The sequence below is a fragment of the Micromonospora sp. NPDC007208 genome, from assembly GCF_042869175.1.
GTDB classification, from domain to species: domain Bacteria; phylum Actinomycetota; class Actinomycetes; order Mycobacteriales; family Micromonosporaceae; genus Micromonospora; species Micromonospora foliorum.
This window is the reverse complement of the sequence record NZ_JBIAFG010000002.1, coordinates 185,974-208,726: the sequence shown is the minus strand read 5'-3', so window position 1 is coordinate 208,726 and position 22,753 is coordinate 185,974. Positions and strand designations below refer to the sequence as shown.

The following is a 22,753-nucleotide window of genomic DNA, read 5'->3' as shown; positions in this document are numbered from 1 at the left end:
GTCGAGACAGAAAGTGCAAGATCGACGAGGGTCTGGGGGCCGCGGCTTACGAGCGGAGCAGGTGCAGCTGGGACTGGTGTTTGGGCAGGTGCACCCGGGTGTGCAGGTCCAGGGTGCGGGACCAGGGCAGCGGCTCGTCGACGATGAGGTCGAAACCCTCGCGAAGGTGCGTCTCGACCGGGGTCTCCGCGGCCAGGCCGAGCTGGTCGACCAGCCCGCACAGCCGGTCGCTGGTGCCGTGCAGCAGCGCGGTCAGACCACGCAGACCGCCCTGCTCGGCGGCGAGCGCGTCGAGCTGCGGACGGTGAATGTCCTCTTCCAACTCGTAGTAGGCGAACGGCGACCCGGCCAACAACGCCTCGGTGGCCTGGATCATCAGCTCGTCGTTGGCGACCAGATGCGCGACGATCTGCTCGGCACTGAGCTGCCCCTCCGAAGCCGGACCGAACCCGCCAGCGTCGACCTCCGCGAACAGGGCACCGTAAGCCCGCCGCAATCCCCCGCTCTCCATCCCCCCAGTCAACCCGCCCCGCCGGCAGTTAGCGGCGGGATTGGCGGGAGCGGAGGTAGTCGCTGACCACGTACTCGCCCAGGTCGTCGGTGTCCGGGGTGAACATGCGGCCCCGGCTGCGGCGGGCCACCGCGTCGACGAAGCGCCGCAGGCCCGGGTCGTCGCCGAGCATGAACAGGTTGAGCGTGGCCCCGTAGCGGCTCAGCCGGTCCACCTCGCGGACCGTCGCCTCGATCGTCTCCGGCAGCGGCGGCCAGTGGAACAGCGCCTCGCCGTCGTCCGGGTCCAGGTGGGCGGTCGGCTCGCCGTCGGTGACCACCAGCACGATCGGCTCGGCGTCCGGGTGGCGGCGCAGGTGCCGGCCCGCCAACCGCAGCGCGTGCTGGAGGTTGGTGCCCTGCTCCATGTCCGGCTCCACGGCCGCCAACTCCTGCTGGGTGAGCGTCATCGCCTCCCGGCCGAAGCCCACGATCTGCAGGGCGTCCTGCGGGAATCGCGTCTCCATCAGGTGCGCCAACGCCAGCGCCATCTGCTTCATCGGCCCCCAACGACCCTGGGAGATCATCGAGTACGACAGGTCGACGCAGAGCACCACCGCGGCCGAGGCCCGCCTCTCGGTCTCCACCACCTCGAAGTCGTCCACCTCGAGCTGCACCGGAACCGTCGGCCCGGCCCGACTGACCGCCCGAGTCAACGTCCGGACCACGTCCAACGGTTGCTCGTCGCCGTACTGCCAGGGCCTGGACGCACCGCTGACCTCGCCCGCCGCACCGGCCGAGCGCAGGTCGTGCTGGCCGCGCGGCCCGGCGGTCAGCTCGGCGAAGACCTGCCGCAGCGCGGTCCCGCCGAGCCGGCGCAGCGCCTTCGGGCTCAGGGTGAGCCCCTCCGCGTCCCGGCTCACCCAACCCTGGCGGCGCAGCTCCCGCTCCAGATCGCGCAGACGGCGAACGTCGTCGGCCGCGTCCCGGCCCAGCGTGCGGGCCACCGCGTCGACGTCGACGTCGTCGAGGGTCGCCCCCGGGTGTTCCTGGTCGAGCTGGTCCAGCAGGTCGTCCAGATCGCCGATCTCACCCAGCGCGCCGGCCGCGTCCGCGTAGTCCAGCGGCTGGTCGCCGCGGACCCGCTCGCCCCGTCCCCAACGGAGATCGGGTCGCAGGGCCCGCAGGTTCGCGTCGAGGGCGGACAACTCCCCCGCGAGGCGGTCGCCGAGCGACTGCTGCATGAGGCCGGCCAGCTCGGCGCGCTGCCGCTCGGAGAGCGAGTTCATCAGCCGCTCACCGGCGGCCGCCCGGCGGGCCAGCACGTCGATCAACTCGTCCACGGTCTCCGGCTTCTCCGGGAAGAAGTCGCCGTGCCGGCGCATGAACTCGGCGAACGCGTCGGTGGTGTCCTCCGCGCGACCGTGCCGGGCGAGCAGGTCGTTCAGGTCACCCATCATCTCGGCGAGCCGCTGCTGGGCGGCCGGGTCGGCGGAGGCGCGCACCGCGTCGCGCAGCCCGGCGAAGCGCTGACCGAGCACGTCGTCGCGGAGTTGGTCGAGGATCTGCTGGTACGAGCGGCGGGCGTCGTCGCTGACCCACTGGTAGCCGGACAGCTCCTCCACCGCCCGTGCGGTCGAGCGGGGCAGATTGTCCAGTACCGCCTCGGCGAAGCGGGCGGCCTCGTCGTCGCGACCCCGCAGCTCGTCCCGCTCGGCGGCGAGGGCCTGGTCGAGCAGGGCCTGGGCCCTGGTCACCGCGCCGTCCAGGTCGCCCCGGCGCAGCGCCTCCCGGCGCAACCGCCGAGCCCGGGCGGCCAGGTCGTCCAGGCCACCCCGTCCCTGCGGGCCACGGCGCAACAGGTCGCGCAGCGCCTCCCGCAGGCTGCCGCCGGCCAGCACCTCCGCGCCGACCGCGTCCACCGCCTCGCGCACGTCGTACGGGGGTGCGAGCGGGTCGGGCCCGCCGTTCCACTGCCCGTAACGGAACCGGTTGCCGGCCACGGTCAGCCCCGGCCGCCGTAGACGGTGCGCCCCGAGTCGGTGACGTCCTTGCCGAGCCGGCGGGTCAGGTGCAGCCCTTCCAGCACGAACTCGACGGCCGCGGCGGCCTCCCCCGAGGTGGGCGCGTCGCCCAGGTCGAGCCGGTCCAGGACCTTCGCCAAGCCGGGTACGGTGCCGACCTGGCGCAGCAGCTCGGTGGCGCTTACCAACTCGCCGGTCTCGATCGCGGCGCCGTCCTCGACCAGGGCGGTGAACCCGGACAGGTCCAATCCGGCGAGGTGGGCGCGGAACGTCTCGGCGGTCGCGGTACGCAGCAGGTGCGCGAGGATCTCGGTCTCCCGGCCCTCCTCGCCGCTCTCGAACTCGACCTTGCCGCGCAGCGTGCTGGTCACCGACACCGCGTCACCGACGCGGGCGACGGCGGCCTCGGGACGTCCCTCCGGGGTGGCGGAGGCGGCCAGCAGCCCGGCGCGACGCAGCGCGGCACCGGCGACCGTCTCGGCGGCGGCGATGGCGAACCGGGCGGAGACACCGGAGCGCGGGTCCACCGACGGCGACTCCCGGACGGCGCGGGCGAAGCGGGCCAGCACCTCCAGCACGTGCTCCGGTACGTGGGCGACCAGATCGGCCTCCTGACGGATCAGCGCCAGCTCCAACTCCAGGTCGACCGGGTAGTGGGTGCGGATCTCCGCGCCGAACCGGTCCTTGAGAGGAGTGATGATGCGGCCCCGGTTGGTGTAGTCCTCCGGGTTGGCGCTGGCCACCAGGAGCAGGTCCAGTGGCAGGCGCAGTTGGTAGCCGCGAACCTGGATGTCCCGCTCCTCGAGCACGTTGAGCAGCGCCACCTGGATGCGCTCGGCCAGGTCGGGCAGTTCGTTGACGGCGAAGATGCCCCGGTTGGTGCGCGGTACCAACCCGAAGTGGATGGTCTCCGGGTCGCCGAGGGTACGACCCTGGGCGATGCGGATCGGGTCGACGTCACCGATCAGGTCGCCGACGCTGGTGTCCGGGGTGGCCAACTTCTCGCCGTACCGCATCGAGCGGTGCAGCCAGCCGATGGGCAGATCGTCGCCGGCCTCGGCGACCTGGGTGCGGGACGCCGGGGTGAGCGGGTGCATCGGGTGCTCGTTGAGCACCGAGCCGGGGATGACCGGGGTCCACTCGTCGAGCAACGCGCCCAGCGCGCGGATCAGCCGGGTCTTGCCCTGGCCGCGCTCGCCGAGCAGCACCATGTCGTGCCCGGCGAGCAGGGCCCGCTCGACCTCGGGCAGCACGGTGTCGTCGTAGCCGACGATGCCGGGGAATCGGGTCTCGCCGGAGCGCATCCGGGCGAGGAGGTTGTCGCGGAGTTCCTGCTTGACGGTGCGGTACTGGTGACCGGCCGCCCGTAGCGCGCCGAGCGTGCCGGGCAGGTCGGCCGGTGGAACCGGGATTACCGGGGTAGGCGCAGTCACCCGACCCACGCTAGCTCACTTTCGCAGGGGTGCCCCGGGCATAAGGGGCACCCCCGCTACCACCCTCAGCCCCTGTCGCAACGCCGGCAGGCGCCGCGGCGGCGCAGGTGGTACGCGTAGGCGGCCGCGCCGAGCGCCACGCCCCACAGCGGCCAGAGCAGCATCGGCGCCCCGGTGATGCTCAAGCCGCCGGTCAGCCGCCAGAACTGGGGGTTGCTGAGCAGCCCCAGCGAGGCCGCGGTCACGGAGATGGCGACCAGGGTGGCCGGCACCACGGCCAGCTTCACCGGCACCCGCCGGCCGGCGAGCCCGAGCATCCAGCGCGGGAACCGTTCGCCCCAGCGCTGCACCAGGCCGAGGGTGAGGATCGCGCCGACGGTGGCGAACGCGGCCAGCCCGAACCCGGCCCAGACCAGCCCGGTGTCCTGCATCTCGGTCAGGAACTCGCGGGAGATGCCGAGCGGGATGCCGGCCGCCCAGGCGAACCGGGTCAGCGCGTACGTGAAGGGGATGGCCGCGGCGATGCCGACGGCCCACCGACCCCAGCGGGTGGCGGCGGCCGGGGTGGTCCACCCCTGGACGGTGTCGGCGCGGCCGCAACCGACACAGGCCCCGGCGGTACGCCGCTGCCAGGTGAGTACCGCCCCGACCAGCAGCAGCCCGCCGGCCAACGCCGCGAACCGGCCGAACAGCGCCCAGTTGAAGATGTCGGAGTAGTCGACCGGAGGCCAGCCGAACGGCGCCCCGACGATCAGTATCGGCAGGTAGCCGAGGACGATCAGCACCCGGACATCCGGCACGACCAGGACGAGCACGAACGCGACCGCCCAGCCGTAGCCGGCGAGCAGCGTCCGCAGCGGGCCGGGTGGGCGTGCCGCCGGGCGGCTCATGGCCAGCGCGGCGACCGCGGCGGTGAGCAGGACGCCGGCGAAGAGCGGGGTGGCCACCTCCACCGGCACCAGGCGCAGCAGGCTGACGTCGCCGCCGTGGGGGTCGTTCGGGCCGAACGGGTAGCCGGCGCCGGTGAGCGTGCCGACCAGGGCGAGTACGCCCCACAGGCCGAACCAACCGGCGGCCAGTGGGGCGAGCCGGTCCGGCCAGCGGGAGCCGGCGCGGGGTGGGGAGGCAGTGATCGTCGTCATGCTCTCAGCCTGGTCCGACAGCAGGTCGGCGCCCTCCCGGCCGGCGGTGAACCCACTCCCCCGGCCGAGGGACCGATCAGCCCGACGGGGTGACGAAGCCGGACTCGTAGGCGGCGATGACCGCCTGGGTACGGTCGCGGACGCCAAGCTTGGCCAGCACGTTGCCGACGTGCGTCTTCACCGTCTCCACCCCGACCACGAGGTGCGCGGCGATCTCCGGGTTGGACCGGCCGGTGGTCATCAACCGCAGCACCTCGGCCTCCCGTTCGGTGAGCCGGGCGGCGCTCAACCGGTCGCCGCCCGCCGGCCCGTACGCCCCGACCAACTGGCGGATCGCGGCCGGGAAGAGCAGCGACTCACCCGCCGCGACCACCCGGACCGCCTCCACCACCTCGGCGGGCCGGGCCCGTTTGAGCAGGAACCCCGAGGCGCCGGCGCGTAGCGCCTCGTAGACGTACTCGTCGTTGGCGAACGTGGTGACCACCAGCACCCGGGGCGGGTCGGCGGAGGTGGCCAGCAGGTGCCGGGTGGCCTGGATGCCGTCGATGCCGGGCATCCGCACGTCCATCAGCACCACGTCGGGTCGGTGCCGGGCGACCAGCGGCGGCACCTCGGCCCCGTCGGCGGCCTCGGCGAGCACACGCAGGTCGGGTTGGGCGTCGATGATCGCCCGCAGCCCGATCCGGATCAGCTCGTCGTCGTCGACGATGAGGACGCCTGTGGTCATCGCGTCTCCTCGTAGGGCAGGCGGGCCCGGATCAGCCACCGGTCGCCGTCCGGGCCCACGGTGAGCCGGCCACCGAGCAGCAGCACCCGCTCCCGCATGCCGTCCAGACCTCGACCGCCCCGCCCCGGCCGGGGCCGGCCGGGGTGGTTCACCGCGTTGACCAGTTCCAGCTCCAACGCGTCCCGGTGCAGGTCCAGGCGTACCGTCACCGGCCCGTGGCCGTGCCGGGCGGCGTTGGTCAGTCCTTCCTGGACGATCCGGTAGCCCTCCCGGGAGACCGCCGCGGGCACCCGCGTCGGGTCGCCGGCGCGATGCGCGTGCACGGCCAGGCCGGCCGCGCGGGCGTCGGTGACCAACCGGTCCAGGTCGACGAGGGTACGCTGCGGTGCCACCAGGGGCCGGTCGCGTCCGTTCTCCCGGAGCAGCCCGAGCACGTGGTCGAGGTCGTCCATCGCGGTCCGTCCGACGTCCTCGATGGCGGTGAGCGCCCGCCGGACGAACTCCGGGTCGGTGTCGAGGACCTCGCGGGCGGCCCCGGCCTGGAGGGTGGTCACGGTCAGCGCGTGGCCGACCGAGTCGTGCAGCTCCCGGGCCAGCCGGTTGCGTTCGGCGAGCCGGGTGGCCTGTGCTTCGAGGGCGGCGATCCGCTCCGCCTGAGCCGGGCCGAGCAGCACCGGCGCCATGGACCCGGCGAGCGCGCCGAGCCCGGCGACGGCGTAGCCGAGGCCGACCAGCATGAGCACCCCGGTCAGTGTCAGCCATCCGCTGTCCTGTCCGTCCAGCGGCCCGAACCGTTCCCGACTGGTCAGCTCGGCGCCGACGCCGAACTGTTGGGCGATGAACGCCAGCGCCATCGGTAGGGCGCTGAACAGCGCGAGCATCACCAGCGCGCCGACGATGAGGTGGGTGGCGATCCAGAGCGCGCTGCGCAGCCGGGTCTCCCGGTCGCCGTGGTGCCCGGGCGCGGGTTCGGGCAGGTCGACACCGAGCAGGGCCCGGACGGCGGCGATCTCCAATGCTCGGCTGCCGTCCAGCAGCAACGGGACGACGGCGATCAGCACCGCGATGACCAGCAGGACGTACACCAGTGGGCGCGGGATCTCCGTGTCGGCGAGCAGTTGGGCGAAGGTCACCGCGAGGAGCCCGTACGGCAGCGCCAGCACGCCGCCGAGCAGCAGGAAGACGCCGCGTCGCCAGGTGGTGCCGGCGACCAGCGGGGCCAGCGCCGCTCGGAGGTTCACCTCGCCATTCTGCTGCCCGGATCGGTCCCGGCGACTCCCCCGCGTCGGGGAGATGTCAGCGGTGGTCGGCGACGTACTGCTGCGGGTCCTTGTCGCGGAAGGGCAGGTTGCGGCCGTTCTTGTGCTCGCCGTAGAAGGTCAGCCAGCGTTGGCCCAGCTCGGCGCGGAGTTCGGTGCTGGCGTGCCGGCGGAAGTCGGGCAGCGCCTCGTCCTCCTCCTCGGCCAGGTGTTCGCTGTTCTCCCGGCGGGCCGTGCCGACCGCCTCCCACCACTGGTCCGAGCCGACCGGGTGCAGCTTCGACTCGGCGATGGCGTCGCGGATCTTGTTGTGGTCACCGATCGCGTCGGCGGTCTCGTCCTCGCCGTCGTCGCCGTGCTTGACCAGGTGCGGGTAGAGGATCGCCTCCTCCGCCTCGGCGTGGATGTCCAGGTGCAGGGCGAGGGCGTCCCAGATGGCGAGCATCTCCTGCTCGTCGCGGGCGTCGTCGAGGCGGGCGAAGCCACGCCGGAAGGCGGCGTGGTCGTCCAGGATCAGCGCGGTGATGTCGTCCACTGTGCTCACTTCTCCGTTGCGTTGGCGAACCGGGCCCGCAGCATCGCGGGCATCGCGGCGAGTCCGGTGATGGGGCGGAAGCGTTTCGCGGCCTCGGCCAGCGCCGCGTACTCGTCGTCGGCGAGGTCGATGTCCGCGGCGGCGGCGTTGCGTTCCATCTGCTCGACCCCGGAGGCCCCGGGGATGGCGAGCACGTTGGGGTGGCGCAGCAGGTAGGCGAGCGCGATCTGGCTGGGGGTGGCGTCGTGGGCGTCGGCGACCTGGCGCAGGGTGTCGATCAGCGCCGCGCCGCGCTCCAGGTTCTCCGGCAGGAAGTACGAGTTGGCGCGCCGGACCGCGCCGGTCGGCGGGTTCTTCGCGTCGTAGCGGCCAGAGAGGAAGCCCTGCGCCAGCGGGCTGTACGCGATGACCACCCGACCGGCCTGCCGCGCGTACGACAGCAGGTCCTGCTCGGGTGCGCGGTCGAGCATGCTGTAGCGGACCTGGTTGCTGAGCACGCGCCGGCCGAGTGCCGCTTCGGCGACCTGCCAGCGGCGCAGCCCGTAGTTGCTCACCCCCACCTCGCCGACCAAGCCGACATCCTGCAGGGTTCGCATCCCGCGCATTGTGGTGTGGTCGGCGACGAGCGGGTTGGGCTGGTGCACCTGGTAGAGGTCGATGCTGGTGACACCAAGCCGGGCCGCCGAGGCGACCGCCCGCTGCTGCACCACCGCGGCCACCGGCAGTACCGGCAGGATCTTGGTGGCGACCACCACCTTCGGCCGGTCGTCGCCGAGGGCCGCGCCGAGGATGCGTTCGCTGCGCCCGAAGCCGTAGACCTCCGCGCTGTCGAAGACCGTCACGCCCAGCTCGACGGCCCGACGGACGATCTGCGCCGCCTGCCGCTCGAAGTCCGGGCCGTACCCCCATTCCCGGGAGCCGAACTGCCAGGTGCCCAACCCGATCTTGGACAGCGGTTTGGGGGTGTCGAGCGCAATGAAACGCATGGCGTCGAAACTACCCCGATGTCCCGGTTTCCACGCCCGATCCGCAGCACGCTGGGCCGGAGCTAGGCTCATGATCGTGACCTACCTCGCCGCGGATGACCGCTACGACACCATGACCTACCGGCGCAGCGGACGCAGTGGCCTGCGGCTGCCCGCCGTCTCGCTCGGGCTGTGGCACAACTTCGGTCCGGACCGCCCGTTCGAACGGCAGCGCGACATCGTGCGCCGCGCCTTCGACCTGGGTGTCACCCACTTCGACCTGGCCAACAACTACGGCCCGCCGCCCGGTTCGGCGGAGGAGAACTTCGGCCGGATGCTCGCCACCGACCTGAAGCCCTACCGGGACGAGCTGGTCATCTCCAGCAAGGCCGGGTACCTGATGTGGCCCGGCCCGTACGGCGAGTGGGGCTCGCGCAAGAACCTGATCTCGTCGCTGGACCAGTCGCTGGGCCGGATGGGGCTGGACTACGTCGACATCTTCTACTCGCACCGGTTCGACCCGGACACCCCGCTGGAGGAGACGATGGGGGCGCTCGACGCCATCGTCCGCTCCGGCAAGGCGCTCTACGTCGGCATCTCGAACTACAACTCGGAGCAGACCACGCGGGCCGCCGCGATCCTGCGCGAGCTGGGTACGCCGCTGCTGATCAACCAGCCGTCGTACTCGATGCTCAACCGCTGGACCGAGTCCGACGGCCTGCTCGACACGCTGGAGCAGGTCGGCGCGGGCTGCATCGCGTACAGCCCGTTGGCCCAGGGCCTGCTGACCGACCGTTACCTGGGCGGCATCCCGGCCGACTCGCGGGTTCGCACAAGCGCCTTCCTCAACGAGAGCGACCTCAGCGAGGAGAAGATGGCCACGATCCGTGGGCTCGGCGCGGTCGCCGAGCGGCGCGGCCAGTCGCTGGCCCAACTCGCGTTGGCCTGGGCGTTGCGTGACCCGCGGATGACCAGCCTGATCATCGGGGCGAGCAGCGTCGAGCAGTTGGAGACGAACATCGCCGCGCTGGACAACCTCGACTTCTCCGCCGACGAGTTGGCCGAGATCGAGCGCCACCTCGGCTGATCAACCGCCGGGCCCCGGGCGGGTCGGGTCACCAGATCCGGCGCCGCCCGGCCCGGTGGTTGCGTACCTCGCACAGCCGGCCCACCGGGGCGGTGGCGCTGCGACGTCGCCGCCCGGCCCCGATCAGCAGCGCCAGGACCAGCACGGCGGCGGCACCGGCCAGCACCGGCCACCGGCCACCGAGGTCGGTCACCGAGGCCACCGGCACGCCCGGGTCGGCCGCCGCCGGCGCCGCCGACTCGGTGGCGGTCGGGCTACTCGCGGCGGTACGCGGAGCAGCCGGCGCGCTCTTCGCCGCGCCGGCCTTCGCCGGGGTGGCGGTGGCCTTGGCACCACGGAACACCACGTCCGAGCAGGAGTAGTAGGTGTCCGGGGTGTTGGAGTTCTGCCAGATCGTGTAGATCAGGTGCCGGCCGCTGCGGCCCGCCGGCAGCCGGCCCGCCAACTGGTACGCCCCGGCCCGCACCGGCGGGTCGGTCAGCGTCAGGAACGGGCGCGACTCCAGATCCGCCCAGGTCAGTTTCTTGCGGGGGTCGTAGTCGGGCGTGGTGACGTAGAGCCGGAAGGTGCCCCGGTGCTCGATGGTGGTCCGGTACCGGAAGGTGAACGTGGCGCCGGTGGTCAGCTCGGTGCTCGGCCAGTCGGTGCGGGGCAGGTCCAACCCCCGGTACGCGGACAGCCCGCCGCTGCACAGCTCACCGTCCGGGATCCGTTCCCGGTCTCGCCCGTTGATGGCGGCGACGCGTACGTTGTCCCATTCGCGGACCGCCGCGCCGGCCTGGATCGCCGCCCGGCAGGCGCTGGTGGTCGCGTAGCGGCCCTCGGGTCCGCAGGCCGCCGCGCGACTGACCGGGTCGGTCGGGGCACCGTGGGCGACGGCGGGCGTGGCGGCCAGGGGCACGGTCGCGGCAGCGACCAGCACCGTGGCGAGGAGCCGGCGTACGGGCATGAGGATGACCTCCGCCCACTGGTACGGCTGCGAGGCGGCAAAGGTTCGACGCTGACCGGCCGGGAATCCGGCGGGTGGGTGTGGCGTTTCGATACACGGAACCGCTTGCACCGAGGAGGCAGAGATGAAGGTACGTAGCTCGTTGCGTGCGCTGAAGCAGAAGCCGGGTTCGGTGGTGGTCCGCCGTCGCGGCCGGGTGGTCGTGGTGAACCGCGCCAACCCGCAGTGGAAGAGCCGTCAGGGCTGATCCAGCCCTTAACGGACATACAGTCGTCAACGCCCTGACCGGGTCATCCGGTCAGGGCGTTTCGCGTGTGGCGGGCGGGCCCGGTCAGGCGGGCGCACCGCCGAAACCGATTTCGTTGCCGTCCGGGTCACGGAAGATGGCCTTGCGGACGCCGTTGTCGTAGGTCTCGCGTTCGGTCGGCTTCAGGCCGCGCTCGGCGATCTGGGTGAGCCGAGCGTCGAAGTCGTCGACGAAGATGGTGTGCAGGGCGTGCCCGGCGTGCTCGGGCCGCACCTCGATGAAGACGTACCGGTGGTCGGCGAGCTCCCACACCGCCTCGGTGTCGTTGGGCAGGAACGCCGGCGGGGCGCCGAGGAGCTGCTCGTACCAGGCCGCTGCCCGGCCGTAGTCGTGGACGGGGATACCCGCGAAGAGGTCGATGGCCATCGGGCCATGGTAAGGGTGTGGACCGACGCACCGGCCCGGACAATGAGAAGACAAGCCTGACGGACCGGCGCTTTTCTTGACCCGAAAGCGCAGGTGGCGCGTGCCCGATGCGGGACGCTCAATCACGCCTGTTCATTGTTGCCGCGACGGCACGATGGACCGCTTGAGCAATTGTCGGATCGGAGAATCTGGCTCTCGCGGCGCGCTCGGCGCGCCGCAGTTCCGAGCCGAGTCGGAGTGGATGCGTCGATTGCAGGATATCGCGTATCCATCGCTCAAGATCCGCTTCGTCGACCGGGAGGCCCCCGCACCGCGCGGCACCCCCGGTCGAAGATAGACGCCAACTGGCCTCATCGCCACTCATTAATCCCCCATGCACGTCACAGCCATGCTGAGCTGCTGATATGCCGCCCGAGACAGCCCAGGCGGCGATCGGGCTCCCCACCAACCCTGGCAGCCGACATCGCTGGGTTACCAACTCGTAACGCGCAAATTTCAGATGACGGAAATTCCATATCCCATCACGCCGATAGGCATTGCGGGATCTCCGAGATGGCTCTCGACAACCCTTCCTGGTATGACGCCGGGCGATGCGCTACATCGATCGACACCACTTCCCTTCGCCCAGCCGACAGCAACCCTGACCGGTGTCGGCAATGGCCGAGGGGTTGACTTGCCGGTGGAACATCGATAGGACTTTGAAGTCGCCAAAAACGGGGAGAGGCATCTATGCGTATTACGTGCGGAGTAAAGCTCACCCAGAGCGGGGGCGTCGCTCTCTTTCAGGACGACGTGTTGGAGTTCAACGTCGAGGCGCAAAAGCTGGAGAACAACCGCCGATACAGCGACGTGGACGACCTCACGCTGATCGCCCGGATCCTGGGCGACTTCGGGTACAAGATCTCCGACGTCGACGAGTGGGCACTGGACGGCTGGGACGGCGCCATCCACGGGCAGGCCCACCGGCTCAACAACGGCAGCCCTGTCGACGTCCGCCTGGCGCCCTACCGGGAGACCGAGCGGGTGCCGAATCCGGCACAGCCGGGCCACCGTGGCGAGTTGCCCATCGGCGACGCCACCGTCCCGTACGTCAGCCACGTGCACGTGGCGAGCCACCTCGCCGCCGCGTACAGCACCAGCCCCTTCGCCCGACGGGGCGAGCCGAGTCTCGTCCTGGTCTGGGACGGCGGTTGCTTCCCCCGGCTCTACTCGGTGGACAAGGACGGCCGCATCGAGCCCGGCGGCGAGGTCTTCCCGCTGATCGGGCACTTCTACTCGATGGCCTCGCAGCACTTCGGGCCGTACCGCCGCGACAAGCTGTCCCGCAACGTCGACGACCTCTCGGTGGCCGGGAAGCTGATGGCCTACATCGCTCTCGGCACCGCCCGGGAGCCGATCAAGCAGGTCCTCGGGGAGCTGTTCCACGAGCACTTCGAGGCCAACAGCCCGGCCGTCCGCAAGTACCGGGAGGAGATCATCGGCTGCGGCAGCACCGGCGAACCCTCCCACGCCTACGTCCACGCCTATCTGGAGGACGTCCGTCGGCGCACCGACCAACTGGGCGTCTCCGACGACGACGTGCTCGCCAGCGTGCACGAGTTCATCGAGGAGTTGCTCGTCGAGCGGCTCGTGGCCAAGGCCCAGTCCTGGAAGGGCGACGGCCCCTGGAACCTCTGCTTCGCCGGCGGCTGCGCCCTGAACATCAAGTGGAACAGCGCCATGCGGGCGCACAAGGCCATCCGCGAGATGTCGGTGCCGCCCTTCCCGGACGACTCGGGTTCGGCCGTCGGCACCGGCGCCATCCTGGTCAGCGGCGAGCAGCGACTGGCGCCGATCTCGTGGAACGTCTTCGCCGGCCCCGACCTCGTGCACAACTCGCACGTCCCGGCGGGCTGGACGGTGGCCCCCTGTCGACCGGAGGAGCTGGCCCGGCTGCTGCACCGCACCGGTAAGCCGGTGGTGGTCCTGCACGGCCGCGCCGAGTTGGGCCCTCGCGCCCTCGGCGCCCGCAGCATCCTCGCCCCGGCGGTGGACCCGGCCATGAAGGACGAGCTCAACCGGATGAAGCGTCGGGAGAACTACCGGCCGGTCGCCCCGATCTGCCTGACCGATCACGCTCCGGCGGTCTTCGACCCGGGCACTCCAGACCCGTACATGCTCTTCGACCACCGGGTACGCCCGGACTGGGTGGACCGGATTCCGGCGGCGATCCACCTCGACGGCACCGCCCGGTTGCAGACGGTAAGCGCCGAGGACAATCCGATGCTCGCGGCCGTCCTGCGCGAGTACCACAAGTGGAGCGGGATCCCGGTGCTCTGCAACACCAGCGCGAACTACAACGGCCGCAGCTTCTTCCCCGACGTGGTGTCGGCGATGGAGTGGGGCCAGGTCGACCTCATCTGGAGCGAGAACGCGCTGTACCGCAGAGTCACCTCATCGGACGCGTCAGCGAGCGTCACCGGCACCGGTGTCAGCTGACATCCGGCGCCTGCCCGAGGGTACGGAGGTTGGCGCACCACCGCGCCCGCCGCTGCGGGAGCCGGCCTTCCGTACCCTCTGGCTCGGCGACCTGGCCGCCCGGTCGGCACACCAGATCACCGCCTTCGGGCTGCCCCTGCTGGTCGTGACGTTGCTGGCCGGCAGCGGCACCCAGGTGGGGTTGGTCGGCGCGGCCCAGTTCGTGCCGGTGCTGGCGTTCTCCCTACTCGTGGGCACCTGGACCGCCCGTACCTCGTTGCGCTGGATCCTGGTCACCGGCAACGCGGCGCGCGGCGTCGTGCTGTTCGGCATCGGGGCCCTGGCCGCCACCGACCGTCTGGTCTTCACCGCGCTGTTGGTGGGCGCGTTCCTCATCGGCTCGGCGGCGGTGCTGCACGACATCGGGTCCCAGGTCACCGCGCCCCGGTTGCTCGACGGCGATCGGCTGGTGGCCGGCAACGGCCTGTTGCAGGCCACCACGTCGGTGACCCAGATGGCCGGGCCGGCGGCGGCGGGGTTCATCGTGCAGTCCGCCGGCGCCTCCTGGGCCTCGGTGGTCACCGGGGCACTGTTCTGCGCGGCGGCGATGGCGATGGCCGCCCTCCCCGCGCGGGCGCTGCGGCCGGCGACCGACCGGGGCGACGCGCCCACGATCCGGGCCGGGCTGGCCTACGTCTGGCGCAGCCGACCGATCCGGGACCTGTGCGTGCAGTCGGCCCTGTTCAACCTGCACGAGCAGGCCTTCGCGACTGTCTTCCTGGTGTACGGCGTGCGCACCCTCGGGCTCTCCGGTGGCCTGATCGGCCTGGTCATCGGGCTCGGCAGCGTCGGGGCGCTGGTCGGCTCCCTCGTCGCCGGGCGGGTCGGGGCCCGACTGCACCTCGGCCGGGCGCTGACCGTCTCGATCACGGTCGCCGCGCTCGGGTTGCTGCTGGTGCCCGGGCTCGCCGCGGCCGGCACGGCGACCGTGCTGCTCGGGGCGGGCTTCGTGATCAACGGGGCGGCTCTGGCGGTCTACAACGTCCTGGCGGTCACCGTGCGCCAGCAGGTCCCCCCTCCCGTCCTGCTCGGCGCGGTGACGGCGAGCTACCGCATCGCTGCCTTCGGTTCGCTGCCGGTCGGGGCACTGATCGGCGGGGTGTTGGCCGACCTGGCCGGGGCGACCACGGCGGTCTGGGTGGTGGCCGTCTCGCTCACCGTCTCCTCGCTACTGCTGTACGCCTCTCCGCTGCGCACCGCGGCCCAGATGTCCGAGGTGCGGGCCCTCGCGGACACGACGACCCGGAAGGAACGGTCCACCCGGCATGGCGACTGACGTGACCGACGGCATCGGCGCCGTCGACGAGGAGACCTGGGCCCGGCTGGCCGCCGACGCCGAACCCGACGCGGCCCACGGCTACCTGCTGTTCCGCGAACGGCTGGAGCCGGGCACCGCGGTGCTGGTCACCGCCGACGACGACCGGGGGCCGGTGGCCGCGATCCACGCGGTCACCGCCGTGGCCGGGACGGGCCTGTTCAGCCACCCGTGGAAACTCCTCACCGAGGAACAGTTCCTCCGGCTCACCCCGGACGACGACGCGACCCGGATCCGCGCCGAGCACCGGGCCCTGCTCGGCGCGCTCGGCCCGGACGCACCGGAGTCGGGCGATCTCGCGGACTGGCTCACCACCACCGTCGGTGAGCCCCTCGTCGTCCGTACCTACGACCGCAGCCCGCTGTTCACCGCCCCCGACGTCGACGTCACCCGCCGGCGGCAGGCCGGCCGGGAGGTGGTGGCGGCCCTGCAGGAGCTGGTCCGGCAGGGTCGCGCGGGAGCGGTGGTCCTGCCGTACGTGGACACCGACGACGACCTGCTGCGTGACCTGCTGGAGGCCGCCGGCTTCGTCCGAGGCTCGGTCACCGCCGCGTCCGCGCTACACCTGGGCGGCTACGCCACCTACCAGGCGTTCCTGGACGGGCAGAACGCCGAGACGCGCCGCAACTACCGGCTGGCCGAGCGCGAGGTGACCCGGGCCGGGCTCCAGGTCCGCGAGGTGCCGCTGGCCGAGCACGTCGACCGGATCGTGGACCTTGAGGCACGCACCGGCGAGCGCAACGGCGCGGCACCGAACCGGCCCCAGCTGCGGGCGGCCCGCGCGTACCTGGCGGCGGTGCTCCCCGGGGCGATCCGGGTGGCCGTGGCGGGCCGTTCCGACGCGGAGGTCCTCGCCTGCACCGTGCAGATGTACGGCCGGCACGGCTGCTGCACCCTCGGCTACGGCAGCGACTACGACGTCACCGGTACCAGCGTCGCCTACCACCACCTGGTGTTCGGGCAGCCGGTCGAGTCGTGCATCCGGGCCGGCGTACCCCGGTACCGCCTCGGGTTCGAGGCGTTCGCCCCGAAGTTCCGCCGGGGTGCCCGGGTCGCCAAACGGGAGCTGTGGCTGTGGACACCCGATGAGCGACGGCGGGAGCCGTTCGCCCGGCTCCTCCGCTTCCTCGACGAGCGCACCACCGGCCACCTGGCTGCCTTCGTCCGCTGATTCCCCCTCATTTCGCGTCGCATCCGACGCACGACCACCGGGAGACCGACATGCCGCTGGCCCCTCGTGCCATGGTGATCTCGCTGCAGAAGACCGGCACCCACCTCATGCAGGGTCTGATGACCAATCTGGGGTACAAGATGGCCGGGGTGCCCCGGCCGACCCCGCGCAACACCCCGGAGTTCACCGACGCGCAGCGGCGTCAGATCGCCGCGCTCACCCTGTCGAAGTCCGACTACGACGAGCTGCTGGAGCTGGAGGGCACGGAGGAGTACCTGCTCCGCACCCAGGAGGCCTGGTCCGCCCTGGGCTGGCACTGGCAACGCCGGCTGGGCCAGCACGTCGTCAACCGGTACGGGCAGACCCGGTTCGACTTCGCCGACTCGGTGATCACCAACCCGCACCTGCCGTACTCCCGGTTCGCGGACACCCCGGCCGGGCTCTGCTGGATCTTCCACGAGCTGGACATCAGCAAGGTGGACGGGTCCTTCTTCGCGGAGTGGGTGGAGACCGCCACCCCGCCGCTTGTCTACAACTACCGCGACCCCCGCGACGCCCTGGTCTCCATGGTCAACTTCTTGGAGGGGCGGACCCGCGAGGGGTACGGCAACTTCTACGAGTTCGACATCTTCCACCGCATCCTGACCTCCCTGCCGACCTGGGAGGAGAAACTCGACTACGCGATGCGGGACACGTCCTTCCTGGGCCGCGACCAGTTCGAGAGGGGGCTGTGGCTGCTGCGCCACCCCGACGTGTGCAAGGTCAGCTACGAGGACCTCGTCGGCGAGCGCGGGGGCGGGTCCCGGCAACGCCAGCTTGAGGCCGTGGACCGGTTGCTGAGCCACGTCGGGTCCACCGCGGACGCCGAGGAGGTCGCCGGCAAGGTCTACGACCAGGGCTCCTGGAGTTTCTTCCGGGGCACCACGGGCACCTGGCGGGAGCGGTTCACCAAGCGGAACGAGGCCCGCTTCACCGAGCTGTTCGGCGACATCCTGGAGCAGTACGGCTATGAGTGAGGCCCGTGCCTTCCTGCTGCTCGGCGGCTACCGGGTGATCGCCCGCAACTGGGGCTTCCTCGCCGACCTCGCCGGTCGAGGGCTGCGGATCCTGCTGATCACCTCGGAGCAGTGGCGGGCCGACACGACGGCCGCCATGGCCCGGGGCGAGGGCCCCGGGACGTACCTCACCGACGCGGCGTTCGTCACCGGTGAGGTCGGCATCGAGGGGAGTTTCACCTCCGGTGTGGTCGCCCACGTCCAGCGCTGGCAGCAGGAGTACGACATCGTCGGCGTCTATGCCGCAGGCGAGATGCTCGTCGAGCAGACCGGGATCGTGGCGGATGCCCTCGGCCTGCCCGGGCCGGGGGTACGCGCGGCGCGGGTGTGTCGCAACAAGTACCTGCAACGGTTCTACCTGGCGCAGTGGAGCCCCCGGGTGGTCGTCGTCCCACCGCAGGGGCGCGCCGAGCTCGACGTGGGTTCGGTGCGGTTCCCGGCGGTGCTGAAACCCTCGGGCCGGCGGTCGAGTTCCGGGGTCCAGGCGGTGCGTGACCCCGCGGCCCTGCCCGCGCTGCTCACCGAGTATCCGGCGGCGGAGACCCTGCTGGTCGAGGAGTACGTCACCGGCGCCGAGTACTCGGTGGAGGCGGTCGTCCAAGACGGTCGGATCATCTTCGAGTCGGCGACCCAGAAACGGACCACCGAGGACGACTCGGACTGGTTCGTCGAGATGGCCCACACCGTGCCCGCACCGCCCGGCGCGGAGCACGAGAGGTTGCTCGCCGCCAACCGCGACATCGTGGGCCGGCTCGGTCTCGTCGCCGGCATCGTGCACACCGAGCTTCGCCTCGACCGGGACGGCCGGCCGGTGCTGATGGAGGTGGCCGCCCGTACTCCCGGCGATGGCATCATGCCGCTCTACCACCTGGCGACCGGTCGGGCGCTGGAGCAGACGATCATGGAGGTGGCGCTCGACGAGCCGGCGACGCACCCCGCACCCCGGCGGTACGCCCGCCAGGTCTACCTGCCCCAGCCGACCGGAGTGTTGCAGGACGTGAAGCTGCGCTGGCCGGGCGTGGAGCCGCAGTGGGTGCCGGAGGGACAACCGTGGCCGGTCATCACCCCGGGCGAGGCCGACGACCCGCCGGCCCTGCGGCACGTCATCGTGCTCAAGGAACGCGGAGCCCGCCTCGGTGAGCTGCGCGAGTCCGGTGACCGCGGTGTGACGTTCCTGATCGACGCCCCAACCCTCGACGACCTCGACGAACTGGAGCGTCAGGTGAGCGCGGCGATCGACGTCATCGTCGATCCCTGACCGCCGCCGACGGGCGTCCGCGACAAGACGGTGGTGACGCGCCGAATCGACTAGGGTGCTTCGAGAGATCGCCCCCGATGAGGAGGAACCGGTGTTCATCTTGGAGCTGTCCTTCGGCGACGAACCCGACCGGCTCGCCGCCCGACCGGCGCACCGGGAGCGTCTCCAGGCCCTGCACCAGGAGGGCCGGCTGGTCATGGCCGGGCCGTTCGCCGACGACTCCGGAGCACTGCTGGTCTTCGACGTCCCGGATGCCCAGGCGTTCGCCGCGATCGTCGCCGAAGACCCCTACTACCGCACCCCCGGGGTGACGATCGCCAGCCAGCGGGAGTGGTCACCGATCGTCCGGTAGCCAGGCGATCTGGTGGGCGCCCCGGGACTGCGGGGTGCCGGTCCACCGACGGCCGCGGGAACGCTCTGGACGGCACCGCCAGCAACAGCGAACGCCCTGGTCGGATTATCCCGACCAGGGCGTTTCTCAAGGGTGGAGCCGAGGGGACTCGAACCCCTGACCCCCACACTGCCAGTGTGGTGCGCTACCAGCTGCGCCACGGCCCCTTGCTGTCGTCCCGGTCGCCCGGGCACTGGGAAACTATACACAGACCGGCCCGCATGGTCATCTCGCGGGGTCCCCCGCCGAGCCGGGTCAGTTGAGCGCCACGTCCGGCGGGAAGTGCGCGACGGCGGCCATCATCCCGCCCTGCCGGCGCAGCACCATCGGCCACAGGTCGTCGGGCCGGTCGACGAAGGCGTCCCCCGGCAGCCCGTCCAGCACGAACCAGGACCCGTCGGCGATCTCCTGCTCCAACTGGCCGCTGCCCCAGCCGGAGTAGCCGGCGAAGACCCGGATGCCGCCGATGCTCTCCCGCAGCCGTTCCGGGTCGACCGAGAGGTCGATCGTGCCGACCGCCCCGGAGACCTGGTGGAAGCCCTTCACCCGGCGCATGGGGTGCCGCATCCGGGCGAGGCAGATGGCCGAGTCGGGCTGCACCGGGCCGCCCTCGAAGAGCACCGCCGGGTGGCGGGCCAGGTCGCTCCAGTCACCGAGCACCTCGGCCACCGGCACCTCGGTGGCCCGGTTCAGCACCACGCCGAGCGCGCCGCCCGGCTCGTGGGCGACCAGCAGCACCACCGTACGGTCGAAGTTGGGGTCCTTGAGCGCCGGAGTCGCGACCAGCAGCCGCCCGGTCATCGACTCCATCGCTCGTCCGCCGATCGCCTGGCCCTCTCCCTGCATGCCACACACCCGTCAACCGTGAGCCCGCGCCGGGGGCCGGTCATCGACCGGATCCGCCCGGCGCATCGGGTTCAGCCGCGCTGTCAACGCCATGCCTGGCACCATAGCCTGCGTCCTGGGTGCTGGCTAAGGTCTGACCGGCGGGTGATCGGACAGTTAAGACGAAGGGCCGATACACCCGGCGACAGACCTCCCGGTGATCGACGGGTCGGGACCACCGACGGCTGGGAAACGCCCGAAAGGTCCGTCACATCCCGATAGATTCGGCTGATCGGGAGGGCGACCGCGGTCGCCCCTGCCCGCGACAAGGAGGCGGGTGGCGATGGCAACTGTCCGGGACGCGACGTACGACGTGCTCCGCACCCTCGGTATGACCACCGTCTTCGGCAACCCCGGCTCCACCGAGGAGCCGTTCCTCCAGGACTTCCCCGCCGACTTCCACTACGTCCACGCGCTGCACGAGGCGACGGCCGTCGCGATGGCCGACGGCTACGCCCAGGCCGGCGGAGTGCCCGCCCACGTCAACCTGCACACCGCCCCGGGCACCGGCAACGGCATGGGCAACCTGGTCACCGCCTGGCACAACAAGACCCCGCTGATCGTCACCGCCGGCCAGCAGACGCGGGAGATGTTGCTCCTCGAACCCCGGCTGACCAACCGCCGACCCACCGAGCTTCCGCAGCCCTACGTGAAGTGGGCCTACGAGCCGGCCCGGGCGCAGGACATCCCCGCGGCGGTGCTGCGGGCGTACGCGACGGCGGTGCAGCCACCGGCCGGGCCGGTCTTCCTCTCCCTGCCGATGGACGACTGGGCCCAGCCGGCCGACCCGCCGCCCGCGCCGCGAACGGTGGCCACCCGGTTCGCACCGGACCCCCAGCGGTTGGACGAGTTCGTTCGGGTGCTCGCCGGCAGCCGTAACCCGGTGCTCGTGTACGGGCCGGGGGTGGACCGCTCCGCGAGTTGGCCGGCCGCGGTCGCGCTGGCGGAGCAGCTCGCCGCGCCGGTCTGGTCGGCTCCCGCCCCCGAGCGGGCGGTGTTCCCCGAGGACCACCCGCACTTCCGCGGCGTGCTGCCGTACGCGATCGGTCCGCTCGCCGAGGCGCTGCGCGGGCACGACACGGTGCTGGTCATCGGCGCCCCGGTGTTCCGCTACTACCCGTACGTGCCGGGCGGGCACCTGCCCGACGGCGCCCGACTGCTGCACGTCACGGACGACCCGGACGAGGCCGCCCGAGCCCCGGTCGGTGACAGCCTGCTCAGCGACCCAGGGCTGGCCCTGGCCGCGCTTGTCGAACGGGTGCCGCCGAGCGACCGGCCGGCACCCGCGCGCCGGGACGCACCGCCACCGCCGGAGGTCGGCACCCCACTGAGCGCCGACGCCCTGTTCGCCGCGCTGGCCGCACACTGGCCGGCCGACGGCGTGCTGGTCCAGGAGTCACCATCCAATCTGTCCGCGCTGCGTCGTCGGCTGCGGATCACCCGCCCGGCGTCGTACTTCACGATGGCCAGCGGTGGCCTCGGCTACGGCCTGCCGGCGGCGGTCGGCGTCGCGCTGGCCGAGCGGGACACCGGGCGCGGTCGCCCGGTGGTGGCGGTGATCGGCGACGGTTCCTTCCACTACTCCGTGCAGGCACTCTGGACGGCCGCGCGCCTGGCACTGCCGGTGGTGGTCGTCGTCCCGGTCAACCAGCAGTACGCGATCCTCAAGGCGTTCGCCGAACTGAAGCACACCCCCGGGGTTCCCGGCCTGGACCTGCCGGGGTTGGACATCATCGCGATCGCGGCCGGCTACGGCTGCGCCACGGAGGTGGTGCAGACCCCCGACCAGCTCGGCGCGGCGCTCGCCACCGGGCTGCGCGCCGACCGTCCCACGGTGTTGCCGATACCGATCAGCACCGAGGTGCCCAGCCTCCTCTGAACCGGCTCCGGTCAGCGCGGTGCGATCGACAGCGGGGCACCGGTGAAGACGTCCAGCACCGGCCGGGTGCCCAGCGGCGCCGCGAGGGTGACGGTGACCGGCTCCAGCTTCAGCAGGTCGATGCATTCGCCGGTGGCCCGGGTGACGCTTCCACCGACCACCACGACGTCCGGCCGTTCCCACACCAACGGCGTGATCCCGGTGTCGCACGCACCGACGCCGAGCCGCACGGTCAGCCGGGCGCCGTCGACGGCTGCCAGGTTCTGGGCCGCCACCAACCCGTCCGGTAGCGGCCGGGCCGGCGCGGTGGGCTCCGGGACGGGGGTGACCGCCGTCGGCGCGACGGCGAGCCGGGCCACCGGGGTGGCCAACTCCTTGGTGGTGAACAGCCAGGCCGGAACCTGCGCCACACCCCGGCTCGTCCGGACCGGCACGGCACCGAACGTGACAGCGGTGACGGTGAGCGGGAGACAGGCGGTCTGCGTGCTGCTCGTGGCCCACCCGTCCGGTCCCGGTTCGACTGTGGGGCCGCCGGGGGTGGGCCGGCCGGGCCGCTTCGGCCGCCCCGGGCAGGGCAGCGGGTCACCCTGGTCGAGCTGCTGGTACGCCTCCGCGGCGCTGACCAACGGCAGCCTCAGCCGACCGTCCGGGAACTGGATCTCGCCGCCGACCCGGGTGGGCGGTATCCCGACCTGCTCGCGGTACCACCCGGCCCGGAAGGCCGCCTCGGTCTCGGGTGTGAAGCCCGGGTCGCCGGTGAGCAGGGTCGGCCCCTCCAACGGTACGTAGCCCGTGCGCCACTCGGGCCCGGGCCGCCACGCCTCGGCGACCTGACCGGCCCGCTGGTCGAACGCCTCCGCGCCGCGGGTGGGGCTGCCCGGGCCGCCGGCCGGACCGGCATCGGTCGCGGCGCAGCCCGCCGCGAGCAGCAACGGGAGTACGAGCAGCAGGCCGGATCGACGCATGTACGGTTCGACGCGTCCGCCGACCGGCCGGTTC

At 72.1% G+C, this 22,753-nt stretch carries 21 protein-coding genes and 1 tRNA gene; 9 read left to right on the top strand and 13 right to left on the bottom strand.

What is annotated here, in order from left to right; all coding sequences use genetic code 11:
• Window positions 1-46: 46 nt before the first annotated feature.
• The 8 genes from ACFYL6_RS04415 to ACFYL6_RS04380 all read right to left on the bottom strand — a co-directional run bounded on the left by ACFYL6_RS04415 (window position 47) and on the right by ACFYL6_RS04380 (window position 8,595).
• Window positions 47-511, bottom strand: a complete 465-nt coding sequence (locus ACFYL6_RS04415; protein ID WP_387167293.1) for a hypothetical protein — start codon at window positions 509-511, stop codon at window positions 47-49.
• Between the two features lie 28 nt (window positions 512-539).
• Window positions 540-2,492: a VWA domain-containing protein gene (locus ACFYL6_RS04410; RefSeq protein ID WP_387167290.1), complete on the bottom strand. Its 1,953-nt coding sequence runs from the start codon at window positions 2,490-2,492 to the stop codon at window positions 540-542.
• A 2-nt stretch (window positions 2,493-2,494) separates the two neighbouring features.
• Entirely contained in the window at window positions 2,495-3,955 is a 1,461-nt protein-coding gene (locus tag ACFYL6_RS04405) for a magnesium chelatase (protein ID WP_387167288.1), read from the bottom strand.
• A gap of 56 nt (window positions 3,956-4,011) precedes the next feature.
• Window positions 4,012-5,088 (bottom strand): hypothetical protein, encoded by a 1,077-nt coding sequence (locus tag ACFYL6_RS04400; protein ID WP_387167285.1) that lies wholly within the window; start codon window positions 5,086-5,088, stop codon window positions 4,012-4,014.
• A gap of 76 nt (window positions 5,089-5,164) precedes the next feature.
• Entirely contained in the window at window positions 5,165-5,815 is a 651-nt protein-coding gene (locus ACFYL6_RS04395; protein ID WP_238666568.1) for a response regulator transcription factor, read from the bottom strand.
• Window positions 5,812-7,056 (bottom strand): sensor histidine kinase, encoded by a 1,245-nt coding sequence (locus ACFYL6_RS04390; protein WP_387167281.1) that lies wholly within the window; start codon window positions 7,054-7,056, stop codon window positions 5,812-5,814. The genes ACFYL6_RS04395 and ACFYL6_RS04390 overlap by 4 nt, the downstream gene beginning before the upstream one ends.
• 55 nt (window positions 7,057-7,111) lie before the next feature.
• Entirely contained in the window at window positions 7,112-7,618 is a 507-nt protein-coding gene (locus ACFYL6_RS04385; RefSeq protein WP_387167278.1) for a hemerythrin domain-containing protein, read from the bottom strand.
• Window positions 7,615-8,595, bottom strand: coding sequence for an aldo/keto reductase (locus ACFYL6_RS04380; protein WP_387167275.1), 981 nt, complete (start codon window positions 8,593-8,595; stop codon window positions 7,615-7,617). Before ACFYL6_RS04380 ends, ACFYL6_RS04385 begins: the two co-directional genes overlap by 4 nt.
• A 70-nt stretch (window positions 8,596-8,665) precedes the next feature.
• On the opposite strand from ACFYL6_RS04380, the gene mgrA reads away from it, so the two are divergent.
• Window positions 8,666-9,661, top strand: a complete 996-nt coding sequence (gene mgrA / locus ACFYL6_RS04375) for an L-glyceraldehyde 3-phosphate reductase (protein WP_387167273.1) — start codon at window positions 8,666-8,668, stop codon at window positions 9,659-9,661.
• A 28-nt stretch (window positions 9,662-9,689) separates the two neighbouring features.
• Here mgrA and ACFYL6_RS04370 read toward each other — a convergent pair whose 3' ends face one another.
• Window positions 9,690-10,610 (bottom strand): lytic polysaccharide monooxygenase, encoded by a 921-nt coding sequence (locus ACFYL6_RS04370; protein ID WP_387167271.1) that lies wholly within the window; start codon window positions 10,608-10,610, stop codon window positions 9,690-9,692.
• Between the two features lie 124 nt (window positions 10,611-10,734).
• Between ACFYL6_RS04370 and ACFYL6_RS04365 the strand changes: the two genes are divergently transcribed.
• Window positions 10,735-10,857, top strand: coding sequence for a 50S ribosomal protein L36 (locus ACFYL6_RS04365; protein WP_030490864.1), 123 nt, complete (start codon window positions 10,735-10,737; stop codon window positions 10,855-10,857).
• A gap of 84 nt (window positions 10,858-10,941) precedes the next feature.
• On the opposite strand, the gene ACFYL6_RS04360 is transcribed toward ACFYL6_RS04365, so the two are convergent.
• Window positions 10,942-11,283 carry a VOC family protein gene (locus tag ACFYL6_RS04360; RefSeq protein ID WP_387167268.1) on the bottom strand — a complete coding sequence of 114 codons (342 nt, stop codon included), beginning with the start codon at window positions 11,281-11,283 and terminating at the stop codon, window positions 10,942-10,944.
• A 729-nt stretch (window positions 11,284-12,012) separates the two neighbouring features.
• On the opposite strand from ACFYL6_RS04360, the gene ACFYL6_RS04355 reads away from it, so the two are divergent.
• From ACFYL6_RS04355 to ACFYL6_RS04330, 6 genes are all read left to right on the top strand, one after another.
• A complete protein-coding gene (locus ACFYL6_RS04355; RefSeq protein WP_387167264.1) occupies window positions 12,013-13,761 on the top strand; it encodes a carbamoyltransferase N-terminal domain-containing protein in 1,749 nt (582 codons plus the stop codon).
• Window positions 13,751-15,076 (top strand): MFS transporter, encoded by a 1,326-nt coding sequence (locus ACFYL6_RS04350; RefSeq protein WP_387167261.1) that lies wholly within the window; start codon window positions 13,751-13,753, stop codon window positions 15,074-15,076. Before ACFYL6_RS04355 ends, ACFYL6_RS04350 begins: the two co-directional genes overlap by 11 nt.
• Window positions 15,066-16,286, top strand: coding sequence for a hypothetical protein (locus ACFYL6_RS04345; RefSeq protein ID WP_387167259.1), 1,221 nt, complete (start codon window positions 15,066-15,068; stop codon window positions 16,284-16,286). The genes ACFYL6_RS04350 and ACFYL6_RS04345 overlap by 11 nt, the downstream gene beginning before the upstream one ends.
• Before the next feature lie 50 nt (window positions 16,287-16,336).
• Window positions 16,337-17,302: a sulfotransferase domain-containing protein gene (locus ACFYL6_RS04340; RefSeq protein ID WP_238662816.1), complete on the top strand. Its 966-nt coding sequence runs from the start codon at window positions 16,337-16,339 to the stop codon at window positions 17,300-17,302.
• Window positions 17,295-18,599, top strand: coding sequence for an acetyl-CoA carboxylase biotin carboxylase subunit family protein (locus tag ACFYL6_RS04335; RefSeq protein WP_387167256.1), 1,305 nt, complete (start codon window positions 17,295-17,297; stop codon window positions 18,597-18,599). Before ACFYL6_RS04340 ends, ACFYL6_RS04335 begins: the two co-directional genes overlap by 8 nt.
• A gap of 91 nt (window positions 18,600-18,690) precedes the next feature.
• Window positions 18,691-18,951, top strand: coding sequence for a YciI family protein (locus ACFYL6_RS04330; protein ID WP_387167253.1), 261 nt, complete (start codon window positions 18,691-18,693; stop codon window positions 18,949-18,951).
• A 133-nt stretch (window positions 18,952-19,084) separates the two neighbouring features.
• On the opposite strand, the gene ACFYL6_RS04325 is transcribed toward ACFYL6_RS04330, so the two are convergent.
• Window positions 19,085-19,157: transfer RNA gene (locus ACFYL6_RS04325), tRNA-Ala, on the bottom strand.
• A gap of 88 nt (window positions 19,158-19,245) precedes the next feature.
• Entirely contained in the window at window positions 19,246-19,836 is a 591-nt protein-coding gene (locus ACFYL6_RS04320; RefSeq protein WP_112582369.1) for a YqgE/AlgH family protein, read from the bottom strand.
• A 322-nt stretch (window positions 19,837-20,158) separates the two neighbouring features.
• Between ACFYL6_RS04320 and mdlC the strand changes: the two genes are divergently transcribed.
• The gene (mdlC, locus tag ACFYL6_RS04315) at window positions 20,159-21,754 is read left to right on the top strand and encodes a benzoylformate decarboxylase (protein ID WP_387167250.1); all 1,596 of its coding nucleotides are present in this window, start codon (window positions 20,159-20,161) and stop codon (window positions 21,752-21,754) included.
• A gap of 11 nt (window positions 21,755-21,765) precedes the next feature.
• Here mdlC and ACFYL6_RS04310 read toward each other — a convergent pair whose 3' ends face one another.
• Window positions 21,766-22,719 carry a hypothetical protein gene (locus ACFYL6_RS04310; protein WP_387167247.1) on the bottom strand — a complete coding sequence of 318 codons (954 nt, stop codon included), beginning with the start codon at window positions 22,717-22,719 and terminating at the stop codon, window positions 21,766-21,768.
• Window positions 22,720-22,753: the final 34 nt, after the last annotated feature.

Coding starts and splice junctions, on each gene's coding strand:
- mdlC (WP_387167250.1), top strand. CDS start 20,159: ATGGCAACTGTCCGGGACGCGACGTACGACGTGCTCCGCACCCTCGGT.
- ACFYL6_RS04415 (WP_387167293.1), bottom strand. CDS start 511: ATGGAGAGCGGGGGATTGCGGCGGGCTTACGGTGCCCTGTTCGCGGAG.
- ACFYL6_RS04340 (WP_238662816.1), top strand. CDS start 16,337: ATGCCGCTGGCCCCTCGTGCCATGGTGATCTCGCTGCAGAAGACCGGC.
- ACFYL6_RS04365 (WP_030490864.1), top strand. CDS start 10,735: ATGAAGGTACGTAGCTCGTTGCGTGCGCTGAAGCAGAAGCCGGGTTCG.
- ACFYL6_RS04395 (WP_238666568.1), bottom strand. CDS start 5,815: ATGACCACAGGCGTCCTCATCGTCGACGACGACGAGCTGATCCGGATC.
- mgrA (WP_387167273.1), top strand. CDS start 8,666: ATGATCGTGACCTACCTCGCCGCGGATGACCGCTACGACACCATGACC.
- ACFYL6_RS04355 (WP_387167264.1), top strand. CDS start 12,013: ATGCGTATTACGTGCGGAGTAAAGCTCACCCAGAGCGGGGGCGTCGCT.
- ACFYL6_RS04400 (WP_387167285.1), bottom strand. CDS start 5,088: ATGACGACGATCACTGCCTCCCCACCCCGCGCCGGCTCCCGCTGGCCG.
- ACFYL6_RS04335 (WP_387167256.1), top strand. CDS start 17,295: ATGAGTGAGGCCCGTGCCTTCCTGCTGCTCGGCGGCTACCGGGTGATC.
- ACFYL6_RS04320 (WP_112582369.1), bottom strand. CDS start 19,836: ATGCAGGGAGAGGGCCAGGCGATCGGCGGACGAGCGATGGAGTCGATG.
- ACFYL6_RS04370 (WP_387167271.1), bottom strand. CDS start 10,610: ATGCCCGTACGCCGGCTCCTCGCCACGGTGCTGGTCGCTGCCGCGACC.
- ACFYL6_RS04310 (WP_387167247.1), bottom strand. CDS start 22,719: ATGCGTCGATCCGGCCTGCTGCTCGTACTCCCGTTGCTGCTCGCGGCG.
- ACFYL6_RS04345 (WP_387167259.1), top strand. CDS start 15,066: ATGGCGACTGACGTGACCGACGGCATCGGCGCCGTCGACGAGGAGACC.
- ACFYL6_RS04360 (WP_387167268.1), bottom strand. CDS start 11,283: ATGGCCATCGACCTCTTCGCGGGTATCCCCGTCCACGACTACGGCCGG.
- ACFYL6_RS04380 (WP_387167275.1), bottom strand. CDS start 8,595: ATGCGTTTCATTGCGCTCGACACCCCCAAACCGCTGTCCAAGATCGGG.